Origin of the sequence: Myxacorys almedinensis A, assembly GCF_010091945.1 — a bacterium.
Lineage (GTDB): Bacteria > Cyanobacteriota > Cyanobacteriia > Leptolyngbyales > Leptolyngbyaceae > Myxacorys > Myxacorys almedinensis.
Genome location: NZ_WVIE01000018.1, coordinates 69722 through 85730, shown reverse-complemented (window position 1 = coordinate 85730; position 16009 = coordinate 69722). Strand labels below are relative to the sequence as shown.

At 46.2% G+C, this 16009-nt stretch carries 15 protein-coding genes; 5 read left to right on the top strand and 10 right to left on the bottom strand.

Features of this window, described 5'->3' with window-relative positions:
- The first annotated feature begins 127 nt into the window (after positions 1-127).
- Entirely contained in the window at positions 128-2035 is a 1908-nt protein-coding gene (locus GS601_RS15570; RefSeq protein WP_162424204.1) for a pentapeptide repeat-containing protein, read from the top strand.
- A gap of 118 nt (positions 2036-2153) precedes the next feature.
- On the opposite strand, the gene GS601_RS15565 is transcribed toward GS601_RS15570, so the two are convergent.
- The 6 genes from GS601_RS15565 to GS601_RS15540 form a co-directional block, all read right to left on the bottom strand.
- Positions 2154-2570 (bottom strand): hypothetical protein, encoded by a 417-nt coding sequence (locus tag GS601_RS15565; protein WP_162424203.1) that lies wholly within the window; start codon positions 2568-2570, stop codon positions 2154-2156.
- A gap of 202 nt (positions 2571-2772) precedes the next feature.
- Positions 2773-3039 carry a hypothetical protein gene (locus GS601_RS15560; protein ID WP_162424202.1) on the bottom strand — a complete coding sequence of 89 codons (267 nt, stop codon included), beginning with the start codon at positions 3037-3039 and terminating at the stop codon, positions 2773-2775.
- Between the two features lie 438 nt (positions 3040-3477).
- A complete protein-coding gene (locus tag GS601_RS15555) occupies positions 3478-3753 on the bottom strand; it encodes a hypothetical protein (RefSeq protein WP_162424201.1) in 276 nt (91 codons plus the stop codon).
- 162 nt (positions 3754-3915) lie between these two features.
- Positions 3916-4236, bottom strand: a complete 321-nt coding sequence (locus GS601_RS15550; protein WP_162424200.1) for an NfeD family protein — start codon at positions 4234-4236, stop codon at positions 3916-3918.
- Between the two features lie 471 nt (positions 4237-4707).
- Positions 4708-5400 (bottom strand): DUF6658 family protein, encoded by a 693-nt coding sequence (locus GS601_RS15545; RefSeq protein WP_162424199.1) that lies wholly within the window; start codon positions 5398-5400, stop codon positions 4708-4710.
- Positions 5401-5457: 57 nt separating this feature from the next.
- Entirely contained in the window at positions 5458-6018 is a 561-nt protein-coding gene (locus GS601_RS15540; protein ID WP_162424198.1) for a DUF6658 family protein, read from the bottom strand.
- Between the two features lie 378 nt (positions 6019-6396).
- On the opposite strand from GS601_RS15540, the gene GS601_RS15535 reads away from it, so the two are divergent.
- Positions 6397-7332: a lysylphosphatidylglycerol synthase domain-containing protein gene (locus tag GS601_RS15535; protein ID WP_162424197.1), complete on the top strand. Its 936-nt coding sequence runs from the start codon at positions 6397-6399 to the stop codon at positions 7330-7332.
- 74 nt (positions 7333-7406) lie between these two features.
- On the opposite strand, the gene GS601_RS15530 is transcribed toward GS601_RS15535, so the two are convergent.
- Complete coding sequence (locus GS601_RS15530; protein ID WP_162424196.1) at positions 7407-8690, bottom strand: hypothetical protein; 1284 nt, start codon at positions 8688-8690, stop codon at positions 7407-7409.
- A gap of 196 nt (positions 8691-8886) precedes the next feature.
- On the bottom strand, positions 8887-9171 hold the full coding sequence (locus GS601_RS15525; protein ID WP_162424195.1) for a hypothetical protein: 285 nt from the start codon (positions 9169-9171) through the stop codon (positions 8887-8889).
- A gap of 150 nt (positions 9172-9321) precedes the next feature.
- Here GS601_RS15525 and GS601_RS15520 point away from each other — a divergent pair, with 150 nt between their 5' ends.
- Positions 9322-10347 (top strand): ABC transporter permease, encoded by a 1026-nt coding sequence (locus tag GS601_RS15520; protein ID WP_162424194.1) that lies wholly within the window; start codon positions 9322-9324, stop codon positions 10345-10347.
- A 242-nt stretch (positions 10348-10589) separates the two neighbouring features.
- On the opposite strand, the gene GS601_RS15515 is transcribed toward GS601_RS15520, so the two are convergent.
- Positions 10590-11312: a hypothetical protein gene (locus tag GS601_RS15515; protein WP_162424193.1), complete on the bottom strand. Its 723-nt coding sequence runs from the start codon at positions 11310-11312 to the stop codon at positions 10590-10592.
- Between the two features lie 229 nt (positions 11313-11541).
- Here GS601_RS15515 and GS601_RS15510 point away from each other — a divergent pair, with 229 nt between their 5' ends.
- Positions 11542-12345: a glutathione S-transferase family protein gene (locus GS601_RS15510; protein ID WP_338017049.1), complete on the top strand. Its 804-nt coding sequence runs from the start codon at positions 11542-11544 to the stop codon at positions 12343-12345.
- A gap of 65 nt (positions 12346-12410) precedes the next feature.
- Here the strand turns inward: GS601_RS15510 and GS601_RS15505 are convergent, their stop codons facing one another.
- Positions 12411-13973 carry a glycosyltransferase family 39 protein gene (locus tag GS601_RS15505; RefSeq protein WP_162424192.1) on the bottom strand — a complete coding sequence of 521 codons (1563 nt, stop codon included), beginning with the start codon at positions 13971-13973 and terminating at the stop codon, positions 12411-12413.
- 283 nt (positions 13974-14256) lie between these two features.
- Between GS601_RS15505 and GS601_RS15500 the strand changes: the two genes are divergently transcribed.
- Positions 14257-15966, top strand: a complete 1710-nt coding sequence (locus GS601_RS15500; RefSeq protein ID WP_162424191.1) for a helicase HerA domain-containing protein — start codon at positions 14257-14259, stop codon at positions 15964-15966.
- Positions 15967-16009: the final 43 nt, after the last annotated feature.

The following is a 16009-nucleotide window of genomic DNA, read 5'->3' as shown; positions in this document are numbered from 1 at the left end:
CAGAACAGGGCGGCTTTACCTTTACTGGGAAATCATCTGATGCTCAGCGACGATCTTCCTCCACTTTGCCAACTCCTTCACCGATTCTGTCCCCTCAATCAACTGTTTGGCAACGTAAAAGTGGAACATGTGCAACTTGCAACCGGGCGGCGACTACTCTAGGCAAAATTGGCGTGGTCGAAGCCTTCGAGGAATTGATCTCAGTGGTGCTAACCTGAGCGGAGCCGATCTCGAAGGCGCGGATCTCAGTCATGCAATTCTAGCTAAAACCAACCTCCAAGGCGCAAACCTCACTCGTGCTAGGTTATCCCACATCAACCTACAGGGGGCGTTTCTCCAACGGGCTAACCTTTCCCATGCAGATTTACGCGATGCCGATTTAGACAAAGCCCAGCTAGATAATGCCGTGCTAGTGCATGCCCACCTCGATCGCGCAACACTTCGGCAGGCATGGCTTCACAATGTCAAGCTCGATCATGCTAGCCTTTGCGATGCCGTGCTTTGTGAAGTTTCGATGCTGCTCACAAGCTTAAACCACGCCAATCTAGAACGGACAGACTTGCGCCTAGCTTACATGGCGAATGCTTTTTTGAGAGACGCAAATCTTAGAGATGCAAATTTAGAACGCGCCAATCTCACAGAGGCAAAACTTAACCGATCGCACCTCAATCGGGCAAATTTATTTGATGCCCTTCTGATGGGGGCAAATTTAGAAGCCGCCTGTTTAGAAGATGCAAATTTGCGAAATGCCACCTTACATGGGGCGTATCTCAGCCGTGCCAATCTGAGAAGAGCCGATCTGAGCATGGCTAAGCTGCGTCGCGCTCAGCTTGAAAACGCAGATCTAAGTTTCGCAAAGCTTATTCAAACCGATCTTCGAGGAACCTATTTCGGCTTTGCCAGACTTCATAAAGCAGATTTGAGCCAAGCCGAACTTGAAGGGGCGGATTTGGCTGGGGCTGACTTGAGCCGCGCTAAACTGCCCAAAGCTCATCTCAGGCGAGCGAATTTAGCTGCCGCAAACTTAAGCCAGGCTGATTTTGCCCAAGCCAGACTCAACAATGCCAACTTAAGCGAAGCAAATCTATACCGTGCTACTCTACGAGGCGTGCAATTTGGCGGAGCAAAGCTAGCGGGAGCCGATTTGACTCACACAGATCTCCGTCAAGCATTTTTGCGCCGCACTAGTCTAAATGACGCAAATTTGAGTGACGCGAGTTTGCAAGGAGCCGATCTGAGTCGTGCTTATCTGAGCGGTGCAAGGCTTCATCGCGCCGATTTGAGTCATGCTCGGCTTGGAGGCGCAAATTTGCTGCATGCCAGTCTCGAAGGCGCGAATTTGCGCCACGCCAACCTTAATCGAGCTTATTTAATTTACAGCAATTTCAATGAAGCCATTTTAATGAACGCAAATCTTCAATCGGCAAACTTAACAGGAGCACAGTTAACGAACATAGATTTGCAGTTAACCAATCTGCTAGGGGCACTTTGGACGAGCGAAACCACTTTGACCCATGCCATCCTCGGCGGGGCAATCGAAGACTGGGCGCGATCGCAAGAACAATTTTTTCTCGATCGAGATGCTCTTTTTCAGAGCAGTGATGTCAGCAGTGCGGTTGAGGAGGCGAGAATTGATCTTGAAGATCGGCTATCTAGTTTAGAAGACACGTTTGAGCGTTCTAGATACTTGCTGAGTCGTCTAGGACGGACGGTAGAAGGGCTAAACAGCCAAACACAAGCTGAGTTGATCCACGCCTTGAATGATCGAATTTTGAACTTTGACCAAAATTACAACCGTGCAGAAGCGGAAATAGAAGACTATAGACAGCGCATTGAGGCGTTGAATGAAGAAAATATCGCGCCGGATCGGGTAAAAACCCTGCTTTCTGACATGCACGCCAGCATTGCCCAGTTGAATCAATATGCAGAAATCTTTGAGCGACTGTGGGTGTGCCAGATCGATTGTGAGATCGATCTCAATGTGAGTTCTGTCGAACCGATCGAAGACGATCAGAGCGAAGACAAGGGGGAGTAATCCTCAACCTTGATCGCATAATTTTAGGCGTTGCTCGAATTGGTTTACTGATCCAAGCCGAGCGATCGCAAATGGCTACGCCCTGAAGGTCAATAACAGAACGTGAATAAAATTCCCATCAGTTTTTATCTAACGGGAAATGGCGAACAATGACGCAATAAAGCCCCGCACAATCGGAGACAAGCGTTACCAAAAACGCATGCTCCATCGATTGAGAATAGGCTTCCTGAATGCCCAATGCTGGCAACGATAACAACGCTATCAACCAAAACGGCGCGATCGCCATTGGGACAAGCAACAACGATAGAACAACCAGTCGGGCGTTTAGCAAATAACCCCGCCGAAAACTCCGGATGTTGTTTGCTGCAAGGGGCAATCTATCAAAGTTAGAGCGGCGATCGCTGCAATCATAGGTTGATTGCAGCATCGACGGGGCTAAGTGGGTGTGTTGATCCAAGACAGTTGATGTAATTTGAATCGCAGTTTCATCAATGTCATGCTGCTTGAGATACTCCCCGGTGGGCATGAAATCCATAACATTTTACCATCCGTAATTTCAGGAAAGCGGCTCCTCACTCTACGGGATTAAGCTCAATGCGCTAGCAGGCTCTAGCCGTTTTGATGTGCTGGTTGAAGGTAATCACCATCCTGAAATTGCAAGTGGGGCTAAGACGGTAGATTTAAACAAGGAATTTGATATTGAGAGAGAAATTTGAAAAAGTAACTTGAACCGCCATCTAGGTAATCACGATCTCTTTGATCACGCGATCGTCTTTGACAACACCAAGGCTACGACCTCTCTGCCGTTCTTCGTGGGCAATGCCATAGAGAGCAAGCCCAGTGCGAAGCACTTCTGCCATATTCTTGTCCTCGGCTTCTGCAAGTTCTTGAAGCAACGAGTAAGCTTCTTCGGAGAGGTCAAGATTTAGACGTTTTCTGACCTTAGCTGAGGTATTCGGCTTAGGTTTGTCGTTTGCCACAGAAGCATTTTTATTATCCGCCATAACTAATCCTTTTTCATCTCGACTGTGCGTTCCCAGGCAGGCTTGAATTTATCGATCTAAGCTAAATTAGAGTGCGATCGCAAGATTGAATGTATCTGACGCAACGTTTCGGCACCTACTCTAGAGGGTCAACCCTTGGTGAGTTAGCCTGTTAAGTCGAGTGTCGTTGATCATCTAAGTCAATCCTCAAGTTAATGATCTGAGCGAATCAATGCGCTACGGGTGTGCCTGGTTTTGATCTTCCATACAACTCTACTTGGAACTTCAAACTTTGTATCTGTGTTAGACCAAATCCCATAGAATCTACATAATTATTATATCTTTTGATCAGTAGTCTTTGTGAGCTATGTTGCGATTAGGTCTCAGAGAAATTGCGGAATAACAAAACAGCCTGCTCAAAGCTACGATTTCGCTCTAGCTAAGGCAGGCATTGCTGATCTAAAGTTTAGAGCCTCCCCAAGGGGCTGAGTCTAGAAGCTCTTCTGCGTCTCCATTGCTTTGCTCTAATAAGTTCAAAGCAATCAAGGCTAGGTCGAAGGTGCGTTTTAACTGTGGGCGAGGCATCTCGGATTGACGCCTCAGCAAACGCTGAACAGAAACGTGGCTATATTGATGAACCGTAGGGTGAGCTATGACCCAGTGCGATCGATAAGACCTTGTTCTAGAGCCGGGTCTAAAACTTGAAACCTGACTTGAGTTATCGTAATAATCCATGAGATTCTCCTTTCAAGGTATAAATAAGGATGAAATAGGAGCGGAGGATGACAGTGCGCCATAGCGAAGGTAAAGCTCAAACCTTTTTCCTATCGCTGTAGACGTGCTATAGGCAGCATCGAATTGTTGGGATGCTGTGTATAAATAGTGTCGTTTTCCTACTTAAGCCGCTTTTGAAGATTTACTTGCCGAGTTATCAGGCAAGATCGGCTCTACCACTAAGGTAATGTTGACCATTTCGAGGACTCTCACTCGGGTGCCAGGCGGCAACACCACGTTATGGGGGCAAACCGCATTCCACCACGTTGCGCGGTATTCAACTCGACCCCCTTGCTCAGGGTGAATCGTTTCTGACACTGTGCCGATATCCTGTCGCACATAATTTTGAGAAATGGCAACGTTTAGAATTGCGTATTCTTGAGAGGTTCGAGCTTTCTTTGCGAGTAGGCGTTTGAGCAGTTTTAGGAAGTTGGGAGCTTGCATAACATTCCTTTGTGTAATTTAAGTATTTCTCAAGACGAGCCATCATCAGCAACCATTTAAGAGCGTTCTAAAGCAGTCTGGGCATTGATTAAGACCGCTTTTTGCTTTTTGTAGGACTATATTTTTTTGGAAGCCCTATTCCTAAACCCTTTCCCGTAAGAGAGGTATTAGCGAGTAAGCCGTCCTTAGTCCTGTTTTAATTACTCCTCACCGTGTCTGCGCTCTTCTAATGCTGCGGATGCCATGCCTTGATAGCAATGGTCTTAGATAAAATCAGCTAATATGGCTGATTCCTTATGACTATAATTGAGGCTAGATTGGAATGTCAAGTACACAAATTACATGTTTTAATTACACAAACTTTCCGTACTTCCTGACAAGTGCCATAAAAAAGCCAGACATAACTGTCTGGCTTTATCTAATTGAATTCGTACACCTACCTGGATTGATGCATTAGCGTTTAATGCGCCGTTAGTTCACCATATCGCGCATCGATCGAGTTGCTGCGGTTCCTGCATCATCAGCCGTACGAGCCGTTTGCTTTGCTGCATCATTCATGGCACGATTAGCATTCTTCATACCTGCTGCCGCTTTATCTTTAATCCCCTCTGCGGCGCGCCCAGCATCACTCGAAACTTTATCCCCCGCACCGAATACATTGTCCTTCACGTTTTCAGCACCTTGCTTGATGCGATCGCCCAATTCCTGAGCTTTGTCACCCGCGCGATCGCTGCTCCCTGCCACGCGATCGCCTACTGCTTTGGCTTCTTGTTGAGCGTTTTTAGTCCGCGCTTTCAGGGTGTCTCCCGTATCCTTCGCTCGTTCTAGGGGGTTTCCGCTACTTTCTAAGAGGCTTTTAGGATTTTCCGGCTTGGCTGCCTTAATTTTCTCAGCGTTGTCAATCAGCCGTTGCACTTTACCCTCTGTACCCTCAACCGCTTTCGCCGAAGGAGCCGCATCAGTGAAGTTATTCATACCGCCTTCATAAGGCTGGTTTTGCCCAACTGGATTGGGACCAGGCGAGGTTGCTTTCATTGCACCAGGCGTCTTTGCTTGGGCTGAGCCACTACAAGCTGTGTTAAGGAACAATAATGTGCCCATGAAAAAGGTCACTAGAACTTGTCTTAGACGAATGGCTTTGATGAAAGAGATGATTTTGTTCATAAGATTCTCCGTAGTTTCAAGTGATAGATGAAGTTTCAAGTGATAGATGAGCAAAGTCTACTGACCGATCGCAGGATTTGCTTTCGCTTCAGGATTAGCAGAAGCCTCCTCTGCCGTTCGGTCAAGGAAGGATGATGCATCTTTGAACGCTTCGCCAACTCGCTCTAAGATCTTCGCATCTGGGTCGCTTCGTTGAAGCATGGGCTGCTTCTCAATAGGCAAATCTGAAAGCGCCTTTGGCGTCCTGTAACCAATATCAGGATTGCTAGATTCGGAAGTTTGATAGCCTGGATAAATCAAATCCGAAGCATTGGTCTGGATCTGAGCACTTGCAAGCAAGCGATCGTGACGACGTGAGGTGCCTTCAAACGGCAAACTTGACTGGGGCTTTCCGTTTACCTTGGGATCGGTAGACATTTTGTAATTCGTATAACCGTCTCCACCTTTAGTGTGAGGATTGTTGTTGCCACCCATCTGAACAGGAAGATTGCTTGGGCGTGCGCCCTGAGCAGTTTCGCTGCTACAAGCTGTGTTTAAAAGCAAGCTAAATCCCATGAAAACGATTACTAAGAATTGACCTAGCTTTAGTTTCTTGAAGAACTCTGTGAGTCTTTGCATACATTACTCCTACTACTTTAAGCCTTGTTTAATGAGGCTTAAAACTTCTAATAGACGACCAATAGACGACCCGATATCTTTCCAGTTAAGGAAAGTTTGGCTTCGACTCCTGAACCTTTATAGTCCACACATCAAAGCCTGATTTGCGTAGGTTTTTATTCGCGTTCTAACACTACACAGTTAAGGGCAAGGCTCGCCTCTAACGTAGGTTTCATTCCTTTTGGGTGAATGGGTGTAGAGGTTCTAACTTCAGAGAGAGTTCTGTTTGGCTTGAAACAGTTGCGATCGCAGGTTTTGAGCTTCAGAAATTTTGTGCCCCGTTTTGAAAGCTGGTAACCGTGTCTTAAAGTAGATCGAAGAAACCCTACACAGAAATCCATGGGACATCTGCGATCGTTGCTCACTTGGCTCGGTCAACCTTCCCTGAAAAAAGCACTTCGATGGCTGATTATTGGCGCGGTCTTGTTTTTTCTACTTCAAACAATTCGCGATCATTGGCAGGAAGTGGCTCAGATTCGGATTGAGCGGGCGGGGTGGGCAAGCTTAGCGATCGCAACCGGGATTACCCTGTTTGCTCACATGTTTACAGGCTATGTGTGGACCTGGATCTTGCAAGAATTGGGGCAATCGGTGAAGGGGGCTTGGGGCGTCAGCGTGTACCTCAAGACCAATCTTGCTAAATATTTGCCTGGAAATGTGTGGCATTTTTATGGGCGCATCACCTCTGTAAAGAAAGTCGGAGTCGCTGCCAATATTGGAACGCTGAGTGTCTTGCTAGAACCGTTACTCATGGTTGCTGCCGCCTGTATCGTCGGTTTGATAGGGCTTAGGCGGCTTGGTATTCCGCAATTTGCCCCTGTTTTACAAGCCATCTTACTAATAGGAACCCTAACGGTTGTTCATCCCCGGATTCTCAATGCCTTGCTCAAACGAGTAGCAAAGCTCAAAAAAACTTCTCTAGATGCTCCTCCACGAATTCGGCGGTATCCAATTTTGCCATTATTAGGAGAAATCGGATTTTTGCTCCTACGATCGCTGGGATTCATCGCTACATTTCTGGCGATCGCGCCCATCCAGACAGACCAGATTCCTCTGTTGGTTAGCTCTTTTACTTGGGCATGGTTAATGGGGTTTATTATTCCGGGGTTGCCTGGCGGCGTCGGAATTTTTGAAGCTACTGCGATCGCGCTCTTGGGACAGCATTTCTCAACGGCTCAAGTTCTCAGTGCGGTTGCTCTCTACCGATTGGTTAACACTCTGGCAGAAACCCTTGGAGCAGGACTTGTCGTGATCGATGAACAACAAAATTATTAAAAACAATTCACTTTAAAGATTGTCGACCATCTATAAAACTACACAGGAACTACAGATAATAAGCTCAATTTTCCTCACGCTTCATCGGCAATAGATAGATCAGAAGAATTCAAATTTTCTTCACGCTCAGCCATGTTATCTAAAGCAGGAATTGGCTTTGTTTGGGCAAAAATTCGGTAATCTTCTAGCACTAAATCTTTTTGAGTAGATGGTTCTGATTTATCCATTTTAACCAGGTTGTAATGAACATTCTCTGCATAAATAGTGAACGTTACATTAAATATCTCTAGAAAATTAACAATCCATCGGCACTCATTTTCTGGATAGTTTTCGTAATACCGGATTAGCTCTGCAACCTTTGCTTCAAGATGAGTTCGAGAATTTCTACAAATTAAAATAAGTTTGAGAAGAACAATCACTAAAGTCATCGGGTTGCCTGGGGAAAGCAATAAGATAAACAACGAAGATGGCTCTTGCCGATTCTCAGTAGTGAGGTATTCAATCACTCGATTACAGGTTCTAAGAATTAGGGCACTGCTAATTATTTCCTGGTCATAATCTTGATAAAGAGTATCAAGCTTTTCTGCTAATCTAGCTTGAAATATTTCTGCAAAGGCACTTTTTTCAACAGAGAAGATTAAATATTTTTGCAAACCGTTCTTAAACTCTTGATAGCTCAAATCTTGAGTTTGCTGAAGAAAAATGTTTGCTAAATTGGCATGGCTGTATTGCCCTCGCTTTGCAACGATCGTCTTGATCAAAAGTAAGACATTTTCGCCTAATTCGGTGGGGTTTTTCGGGGCTTTTTCGGGGCTTTTTGCTGTCTGCGATCGCACAATATACATTGCCAAATCAAACTTAAATCGATCTTTCAAGCGCTTTGCCAACGTTCGTGCTGCTTCTCGTTGCTCAATCGGGTTTTCTAAATCAACAAATTGTGGAACTAATAAATAAGAGGTATAGCGATGTGCCCAAGCTGTTTGAGTTGGTTGCTGCTCGTCATATCGCGAGGCAAATAACTTTAAATCCTGATAATCTTTGCTATTTCTAAAGCTTTCTATCCAGATTTGTAGACGCTTTAAAGTTGGAGAAATGGTTTGATGTTTTAGGGTAGAGTCCTCGAAAAGACGAATTAATTGCTGGATTGGCTTATAGTGGCGCGTGGCATCCCAGTTGTTTACTAAAATATAGCAACACCGCTTTAATGTATTTCTAAATTCGGTCTCGTCATTGTCAAAAATAAGGTCGTATACTGCATAAATTGTGCCTGAACCCGTAGAGTCAATTTGATAGAAAAAGAGCCGCTTAAACTCTAGTAAAACTTCTTCAGGCGGCCATTTTTTAACAATATCTAGCAAAAATTGGTAAAGAATGGTTTGGGAGTTTTGAGTGCATCGCTCAGACCGCGACGATCGCTGCGGAACCAAGCTACTCTGCGGTGATGCGCTATCAACCCTTTGAGAAGCTTGTCTATCAGTCTGAGAAACTTGTCTATCAGGCAGCGCCATTGGCTCTGTTACACTCCGGAGCATCACACCGTCTTCCGCAGGCATCCTAGGCTCCGATGGCAACGGTATTCCCGCAGCCTCGTTTTGAGGGTCGCTCTGATTGTCTGACGTTGTACTCATAATCTATCCCAGCACCAAGTTTGTGAGACTCACCCACCGTTCTGAGCCAAAATTGCCTCTCCGAGCCTGATCTTAGGGATGACGCGACAAATTTCGCACTCAGCAGATTGCGGCTCCTACCCTCAGTAATGCCCACAGAGGGCGCGATCGCGATCACAAATCTTGTCGTTACACCAAAAAATCGGAGTTGAAAAACTGTAGGGTTAGCCAAGCCGATCTCTACCGTCTAACTTTAAGATCGCAAATTTGATTGCAAAATCGGTTAAGTAAAGGTCTCCCGTGATAAAACCTATAGAACCTTCATCCACAATGTCTTGCCCACTGCCTCCAGATCGCCAATTCTTTTAGAAACCAGTTGCTTATGTCTCGCTCAAGTTCCCTCCGTTCCTACATTTTGGCGCGCCTGCTGCTTGCTCCTCTCATGCTTTGGCTGATCACAACGCTCGTGTTTTTGTTGCTGAGAGCAACCCCAGGAGATCCGATCGATGCACTTTTAGGACCTCGTGCTCCGCAAGCTGCAAAAGACGCCCTGCGAGAGCAGTTGGGATTGAATAAATCGTTGCTGCTTCAGTACATCGATTACATGGGATCGCTATTGCGCTTGGATTTGGGTCAATCGCTGACGACGCAAGGGCAAACCGTTTGGGAAATTATCACCAATTTTTTTCCAGCAACAGTGGAATTAGCGGTGATCAGCATGGCGATCGCGCTTGTGGTGGGCATTGCAGTCGGCGCGCTCTCTGCCTCGCGACCCAACACCCTACTCGACGCGGGTGGGCGGCTTTTCGGCATCGTGACGTATTCAATCCCAATGTTTTGGTTTGGGATGCTGTTGCAGCTAATCTTTTCAGTGCAGTTGGGCTGGTTTCCTTTAGGAACTAGATTTCCAGTCACAATCTCTGCACCAGAAGGCATAACGGGGTTGTATACAATCGACAGTCTGTTGAGTGGAGACCTAACCGGATTTTTGACCGCACTCTATTATTTAGCGTTGCCATCGATCACGCTGGGTGTTCTCATCAGTGGAATTTTTGAGCGGATTGTGCGTGTCAATCTTAGGCAGACGCTACAAGCAGAATATGTTGAAGCGGCAAGAGCGAGAGGAATTCCTGAATCAAAAATATTGATCAATCATGCCTTAAAAAATGCCATGATTCCGGTGATTACAATTTTGGGTTTAACCCTAGCGGCAATGCTCGGTGGCGCAATTCTAACTGAAGTGACGTTTTCCTGGCCTGGGCTTGCCAACCGTCTCTATCGTGCCATTGCCCAACGAGATTACCCTACCGTTCAAGGAATTGTTGTGTTTTTTGCTGCGATCGTTGCGATCGCAAGTATCACGATCGATATTATTAACGCCTACATCGATCCGCGAATCCGTTATTAACCTTCGTTCCTAATTTTAAGATGGGGAGGCAAAGAGAACGATCGCCTCCCTATTCGCTAGCAGTATTTCACCAGATGTTTTATTGTCTTTACGGTTGTCGTTCCCTAGTAGTCTGCCAGGTGGAACTGAGGGAGAGAGGGATAGTCTGGTAATCGGGTCATCGACTCATCCACCCACTTACCCATCAACTCAACGTGGACAATCTACTAGCGTTTTACGAGCAGGGAAACGACGCAGGACAACTATCGAGGGAGGCACTCAGTCGGGATTGGGGCAGCAGCCTGGTTAGAGGGCACCGCAGTTAGAGAACTCGTATTCATCAAACTGAGATTGCGATCGCGCTGTAGATTGGCTTCAAGATTGAGAATGGCTTCCCGCCCTGAGGTTCCGGCAGGTCCATTGGCGCGATAGGCAACTGCTGCACTGGGATTTGTGCCCGAAAACTGTCTATAGTCGTCTCTCGTGGTGCTGCGGATTGAACCTATGGCGGGATTAACTCCGCTCACGTTGGGATTGGTAGTGCTCAGGTTGGCGCGATCGCGTCTCAGGTTTGCCTCAAGATTCATAATGGCTTCCCGCCCTGAGGTTCCGGCAGGTCCATTAGCGCGATAGGCAACTGCTGCACTGGGATTCGTACCCGAAAATTGTCTATATTCTCCAGTAGCAGAATAGCTGGCAGACCCAATTTGAGACTGGTCGGTAGCTTGGCGTCCCGTACCGCCAATGTTGGATTGTGTCGGGAACTGATTGACCGATGAACTGGTTGCCGGACCGCCAACGCCGCCCTGAATGTAGTCTGCACATCGATCAGGAGTTTGATTAATGGGGGCTTGATTGACCGCAGGGGGAGCAGGGTTGAGGGGGCTGCCCGGCGAGGTCTGGGCTAGAACGGGCAAACCCATTAAGGCAGAAGCACCTGATGCTCCCAAGAAAACCATAATTTGCTTTAAGTTAAGTAATTTCATTGAACGCTCCAAAACTGCTGTATGGAATGGATAAAATGTGTTTTTTGCTACTTTTTAGAGTAGAAATTGCGATGACAAAGATTCTCTGTCTTGAGGAGTTGATCGCTCTACCTCTTCGGTCAGATCGCGATCGCTAAATTCTAAAATTTAACTCTAGCGTGATGTTATTTCAGAGCTTTAGACCTACGCTAGACTGTGTTTGCTCTCTCGACCGTGTATTTGGAGGCTCATGATGCTTGAGTTATATCAATTTGAACTATCGCACTACGTTGAAAAAATACGCCTGATTCTGGATTACAAAGGATTGGAGTATCGCAAAATTAATGTCACGCCTGGAATTGGACAGATCGAGTTGTTTCAGATGTCGGGTCAGCGTCAGGTTCCGGTACTAAAAGATGGCAGCGAGATCATTGCAGATTCAACTGCGATCGCAGAATATCTAGATAAAAAATATCCCGAAAAGCCCCTCCTGCCTTCAGATCTCAAGCAAAAAGGCGTGTGTTTGCAGATGGAGCAGTGGGCAGACGAATCGATCGGTCTCAATGCTCGTAAGGCGCTGATTGGTGCGCTGAGCAAAAATCAGACATTTCGCACGGCGGTTCTTCCCAACTCCACGCCCGACATTCTAAAGAACGTGGTGAGCGCCATTCCAAGCGACTTTCTCAGCGTTTTGGGGTTGGGTGTCGGGATGGGACCAGACGCTGTGAAAACAGCAGAAGCAGAACTGAAACGCAGTTTAACCGCGCTGTGCTTTATTTTAATGGAACAGCCCTATCTTTTGGGTGACACGCCAACCCTGGCAGATTTTGCCGTGGCAGGTCTAACAATGTATGTCAAGTTTCCCAAAGGCCCGTATTTAGATATTCCTCAAGGGCTGAAAGATCAAGGCGTCCCTGGCATTGCCGATGTAGGGACATTTGAGCCATTCTTCACATGGCGCGATAAGCTCTACACTGACTTCCGCAGGGCATTTTCTAGCGCGGGTTATCCTGGCGCTAGTGGCAGTGCTCCAACGTCGATCAACATTGACTAAAACGTTAACTAAGTTGTAATTCTAAGCTATACAACATCGTAGGGAGGTCATTCTCCCTACGATTGCTATTTGCAGACCCAAATATCATAAAATTCGGTTTGTGCTTGTTGCGTATAGTGTTGTTTAAATATTTGTCTAAACTCATCACTAAATAGTTTTTGAAGCGGTGGATAGTAATTGTAAACTTCAAACGGCTTCTCATTTTTAGGAATCAACCACGATGGAATTTGGCATGTTTTTATAGCATTTAATGTATTATCCGGCGTATTGTTTAACCCTGATGCTTGCATTTCCATTAGCGACGCAGAATCTAATAAATAGGGATTGCCTGCAAATACGAATGCTGGTCGGTAGGTAGATAAGGGATAGCTCGATCCATATCCCATTGAAATGTCTCGATGAGCCTTAACCACCTGCTCGATATCATAGACGATGCGTTTACTTGATGGATTGAGCAACCGAGATACTAATGGGGCTTCGGTTGAATACACTGTAAGAGAAGTCGATAACATAAACGCCAATGCAGTAGTGATGCTAATCGAAGTAGAAATGCCAAGCCATTGTTTGTTTTTGCTTGAACATGCTCCCAATACTTTCTTCATCAGATCGCTTAATGGATAAAGCAACAACGGTACAAACGGCAGCATATTATTTTCCAATGCTCCGCGTGTCGCACCGACGATCGCAGCTACTCCAGCGCACGGAACAAATAGAAGAAAATAGAGCCAATACTGCCGAAGCCACTGTTTAAAGCCTTGGCTATGGATGCCTAGTAGGTGAAGCGCCGCGATCGCAGTTGGTAAACTTACAAATCCTAACCACAGCCCATTTTTGATCACTTGCTCAGGGTTAATCCCTTTGCGCCCAACTTGCTGAAGCCATGCCAAATAGTTGCTAAGCGAAATATTTGAGAATAGAAAAAAGGGTGCGATCGCAACTAATGCAGATCCAATCAACGATATGAGGGTATAGATAATCCCAAATCGTTGAAACACTAAAACGTAAACGGGAAGAAAATGCAGGAGCGCGGTAATCTTGAGATTGGTACTAATGCCAAATGCGATCGCGCTGCCGAAAACAGCACTCCATTTGTTTCCGTAGGCGGCTAGAAAGATCCCAATTGTTGTGCAAAGCAGTAATAACGAGTCTGGTCTCACCCAAAATGATGATGTGACAAGCCCTGTGGCAGAGGTGAGAGCCAAAAAATAAAGGCTCGTTAAGGCGCATCCTGCGATCGCGAAACTGAAGGGCAGGCGTTTTTTAAACAATAGAAAACTAACAAATAAGCTCACAATTCCGGCTAAGCAACCTGCAAGTTTTACACTAAAAAAACTGGGCTTTAGAACAGCCAAAAAGGCACCTTGAATAATGTATAAACAAGACCCATAATTATTGATATAGCGCGCTGCTGCATCACTAGATGGATAAAGAGAATGCCCTGTTTGGAACAGCCAAGAGACCGATGCTACATTAGCCTCAGCCGGATCGGCAAACAGAGGGGCACCAAGATAAATAACTACAAAACCCAGATAATTTAGGATTAAAATTGCGGCTGCCAAACCTAAACCCAATTCCAAGTTCTGAACTTTAAGTTGTAATCGATTTTTGATTGGTAAAAACAAAACCATAACAATCATTCCAACCAAAAAAAGCTGAAAAAAAAGCAGCCAAGAGTGTTCAATTTGCAATCTGTGGCTTGAAGCAATTAATGCTGTGATTGTTTTGAAAAACGTCATTGTCGTGTAGCTTATTTTCCACAAAGCACGTATAACACAATTTATCATTTGGAGAATAGTGAACCTTGATTTCGCGCTAGCATTTTTAGTACATCTGACCCAACATGTTTTAAAATCAACACGTACTTTCTAAACAGCCCCAGTACCTCGGAATTACAAATTACACATTAAAGTTATGGACAAGCCACTAGGATCGGTAATTCAAGGGTCATTAAGCAAGGGGCTAGAGGTGCGGCTTCATGCCGATGTATCGGTCGAAGAAATGCGCGTGGGTAAGTTTTTGGTGGTTCAAGGGGTGCGATCGCGCTTCTTTTGCATGTTGACTGACGTTTCTTTAGGAACTGCCAGCCCGCGCATTCTGGCAAACCCTCCCGAACCGAGCAACTTTTTCTTGCAAGAAGTTCTGGCTGGCAGTGGAACCTATGGCACGATCGAGCTTTCTCCGATGCTAATGTTCACGCCGCAAGACGAAACAGAGGTAAAACAATCAACGAACGGCAAGAAGAAAAGCTCGAAGTTAGCCTCGTTTGAGCCAAACACGGGCGAGACGATCGAACTGCTTCCAGTCAAAACGATTCCGAGCCACTTTAGCCAGGTGTTTGATGCCAGCGAACGAGACTTTCGGGCGGTGTTTGGCTGGGAAGACGACCCCCAACGGCGCAACTTTGCCATCGGGCAACCGATCGATATGGCGGTTCCGGTTTGTTTGGATCTCGATCGCTTTGTCGAACGGAGTAACGGCGTTTTTGGCAAGTCGGGAACCGGAAAATCGTTTCTGACTCGTCTGTTGCTTGCAGGCATTGTTCGCAAACAAGCCGCTGTTAATCTCATTTTCGACATGCACTCTGAGTATGGTTGGGAAGCCGCCCGCGAAGGCAAACAGTTCAGCACGGTCAAAGGGTTACGCCAACTGTTTCCGGGACAAGTGCAGATTTTTACGCTTGATCCAGAATCAACGAAACGTAGAGGCGTTCGAGACGCTCAAGAGCTTTATGTTAGCTACGATCAAATTGATGTCGAAGATTTGATGCTGGTGCGCGGTGAACTGAATTTGTCAGAGGCGAGTTTAGAAAACGCCGTTATTTTGCGAAATGAATTTGGTAAAGCTTGGATCAATCGCCTCCTCACCATGAGCAACGGTGAGATTCAAGAATTTTGTGAAACCAAGATGGGTAGCAAGTCATCGATCATGGCATTGCAGCGCAAACTCAATCGGCTTGATGATCTCAAATATATTCGCAGCAGTTGTCCGCACAATTATGTTAGCCAGATTCTAGACTGTATTGAAAGTGGAAAGCATGTTGTGGTTGAGTTTGGCTCTCAGTCAAACATGCTCTCGTACATGCTGGCAACGAATATTATTGCCCGTCGGATTCACCAAGCCTATGTCCGCAAAGCAGAGTATTTTTTGCAAACCAAAGATGTCAAAGACCGTCCACTTCAGTTGGTGGTGACGATCGAAGAAGCTCACCGATTTCTTGACCCAGCCACTGTAGGACAAACGATCTTTGGTACGATCGCACGGGAAATGAGAAAGTATTTTGTCACGCTTTTAGTGGTGGATCAGCGCCCGTCGGGCATTGATAACGAAGTCATGTCCCAGATTGGCACTCGCATCACCGCGCTGCTTAATGACGAAAAAGACATCGAAGCAATTTTCACGGGGGTTTCGGGTGGGCAGAGCCTGCGATCGGTACTGTCTAAGCTCGACTCTAAACAGCAGGCTCTTATTTTAGGGCATGCCGTTCCGATGCCCGTGGTGATTCGCACTCGCCCCTACGACGAGACGTTTTACGCTGAAATTGGTGACACTGCTTGGGAAGACATGCCCGATGAGAAGGTGCTTCAGGCTGCCCAAGCCGCAAAAGCAGATTTGGGCTTTTGAGCGGCACGACTGCGTTGCAAAAAATTGCGCCCCTCAAGCCAAC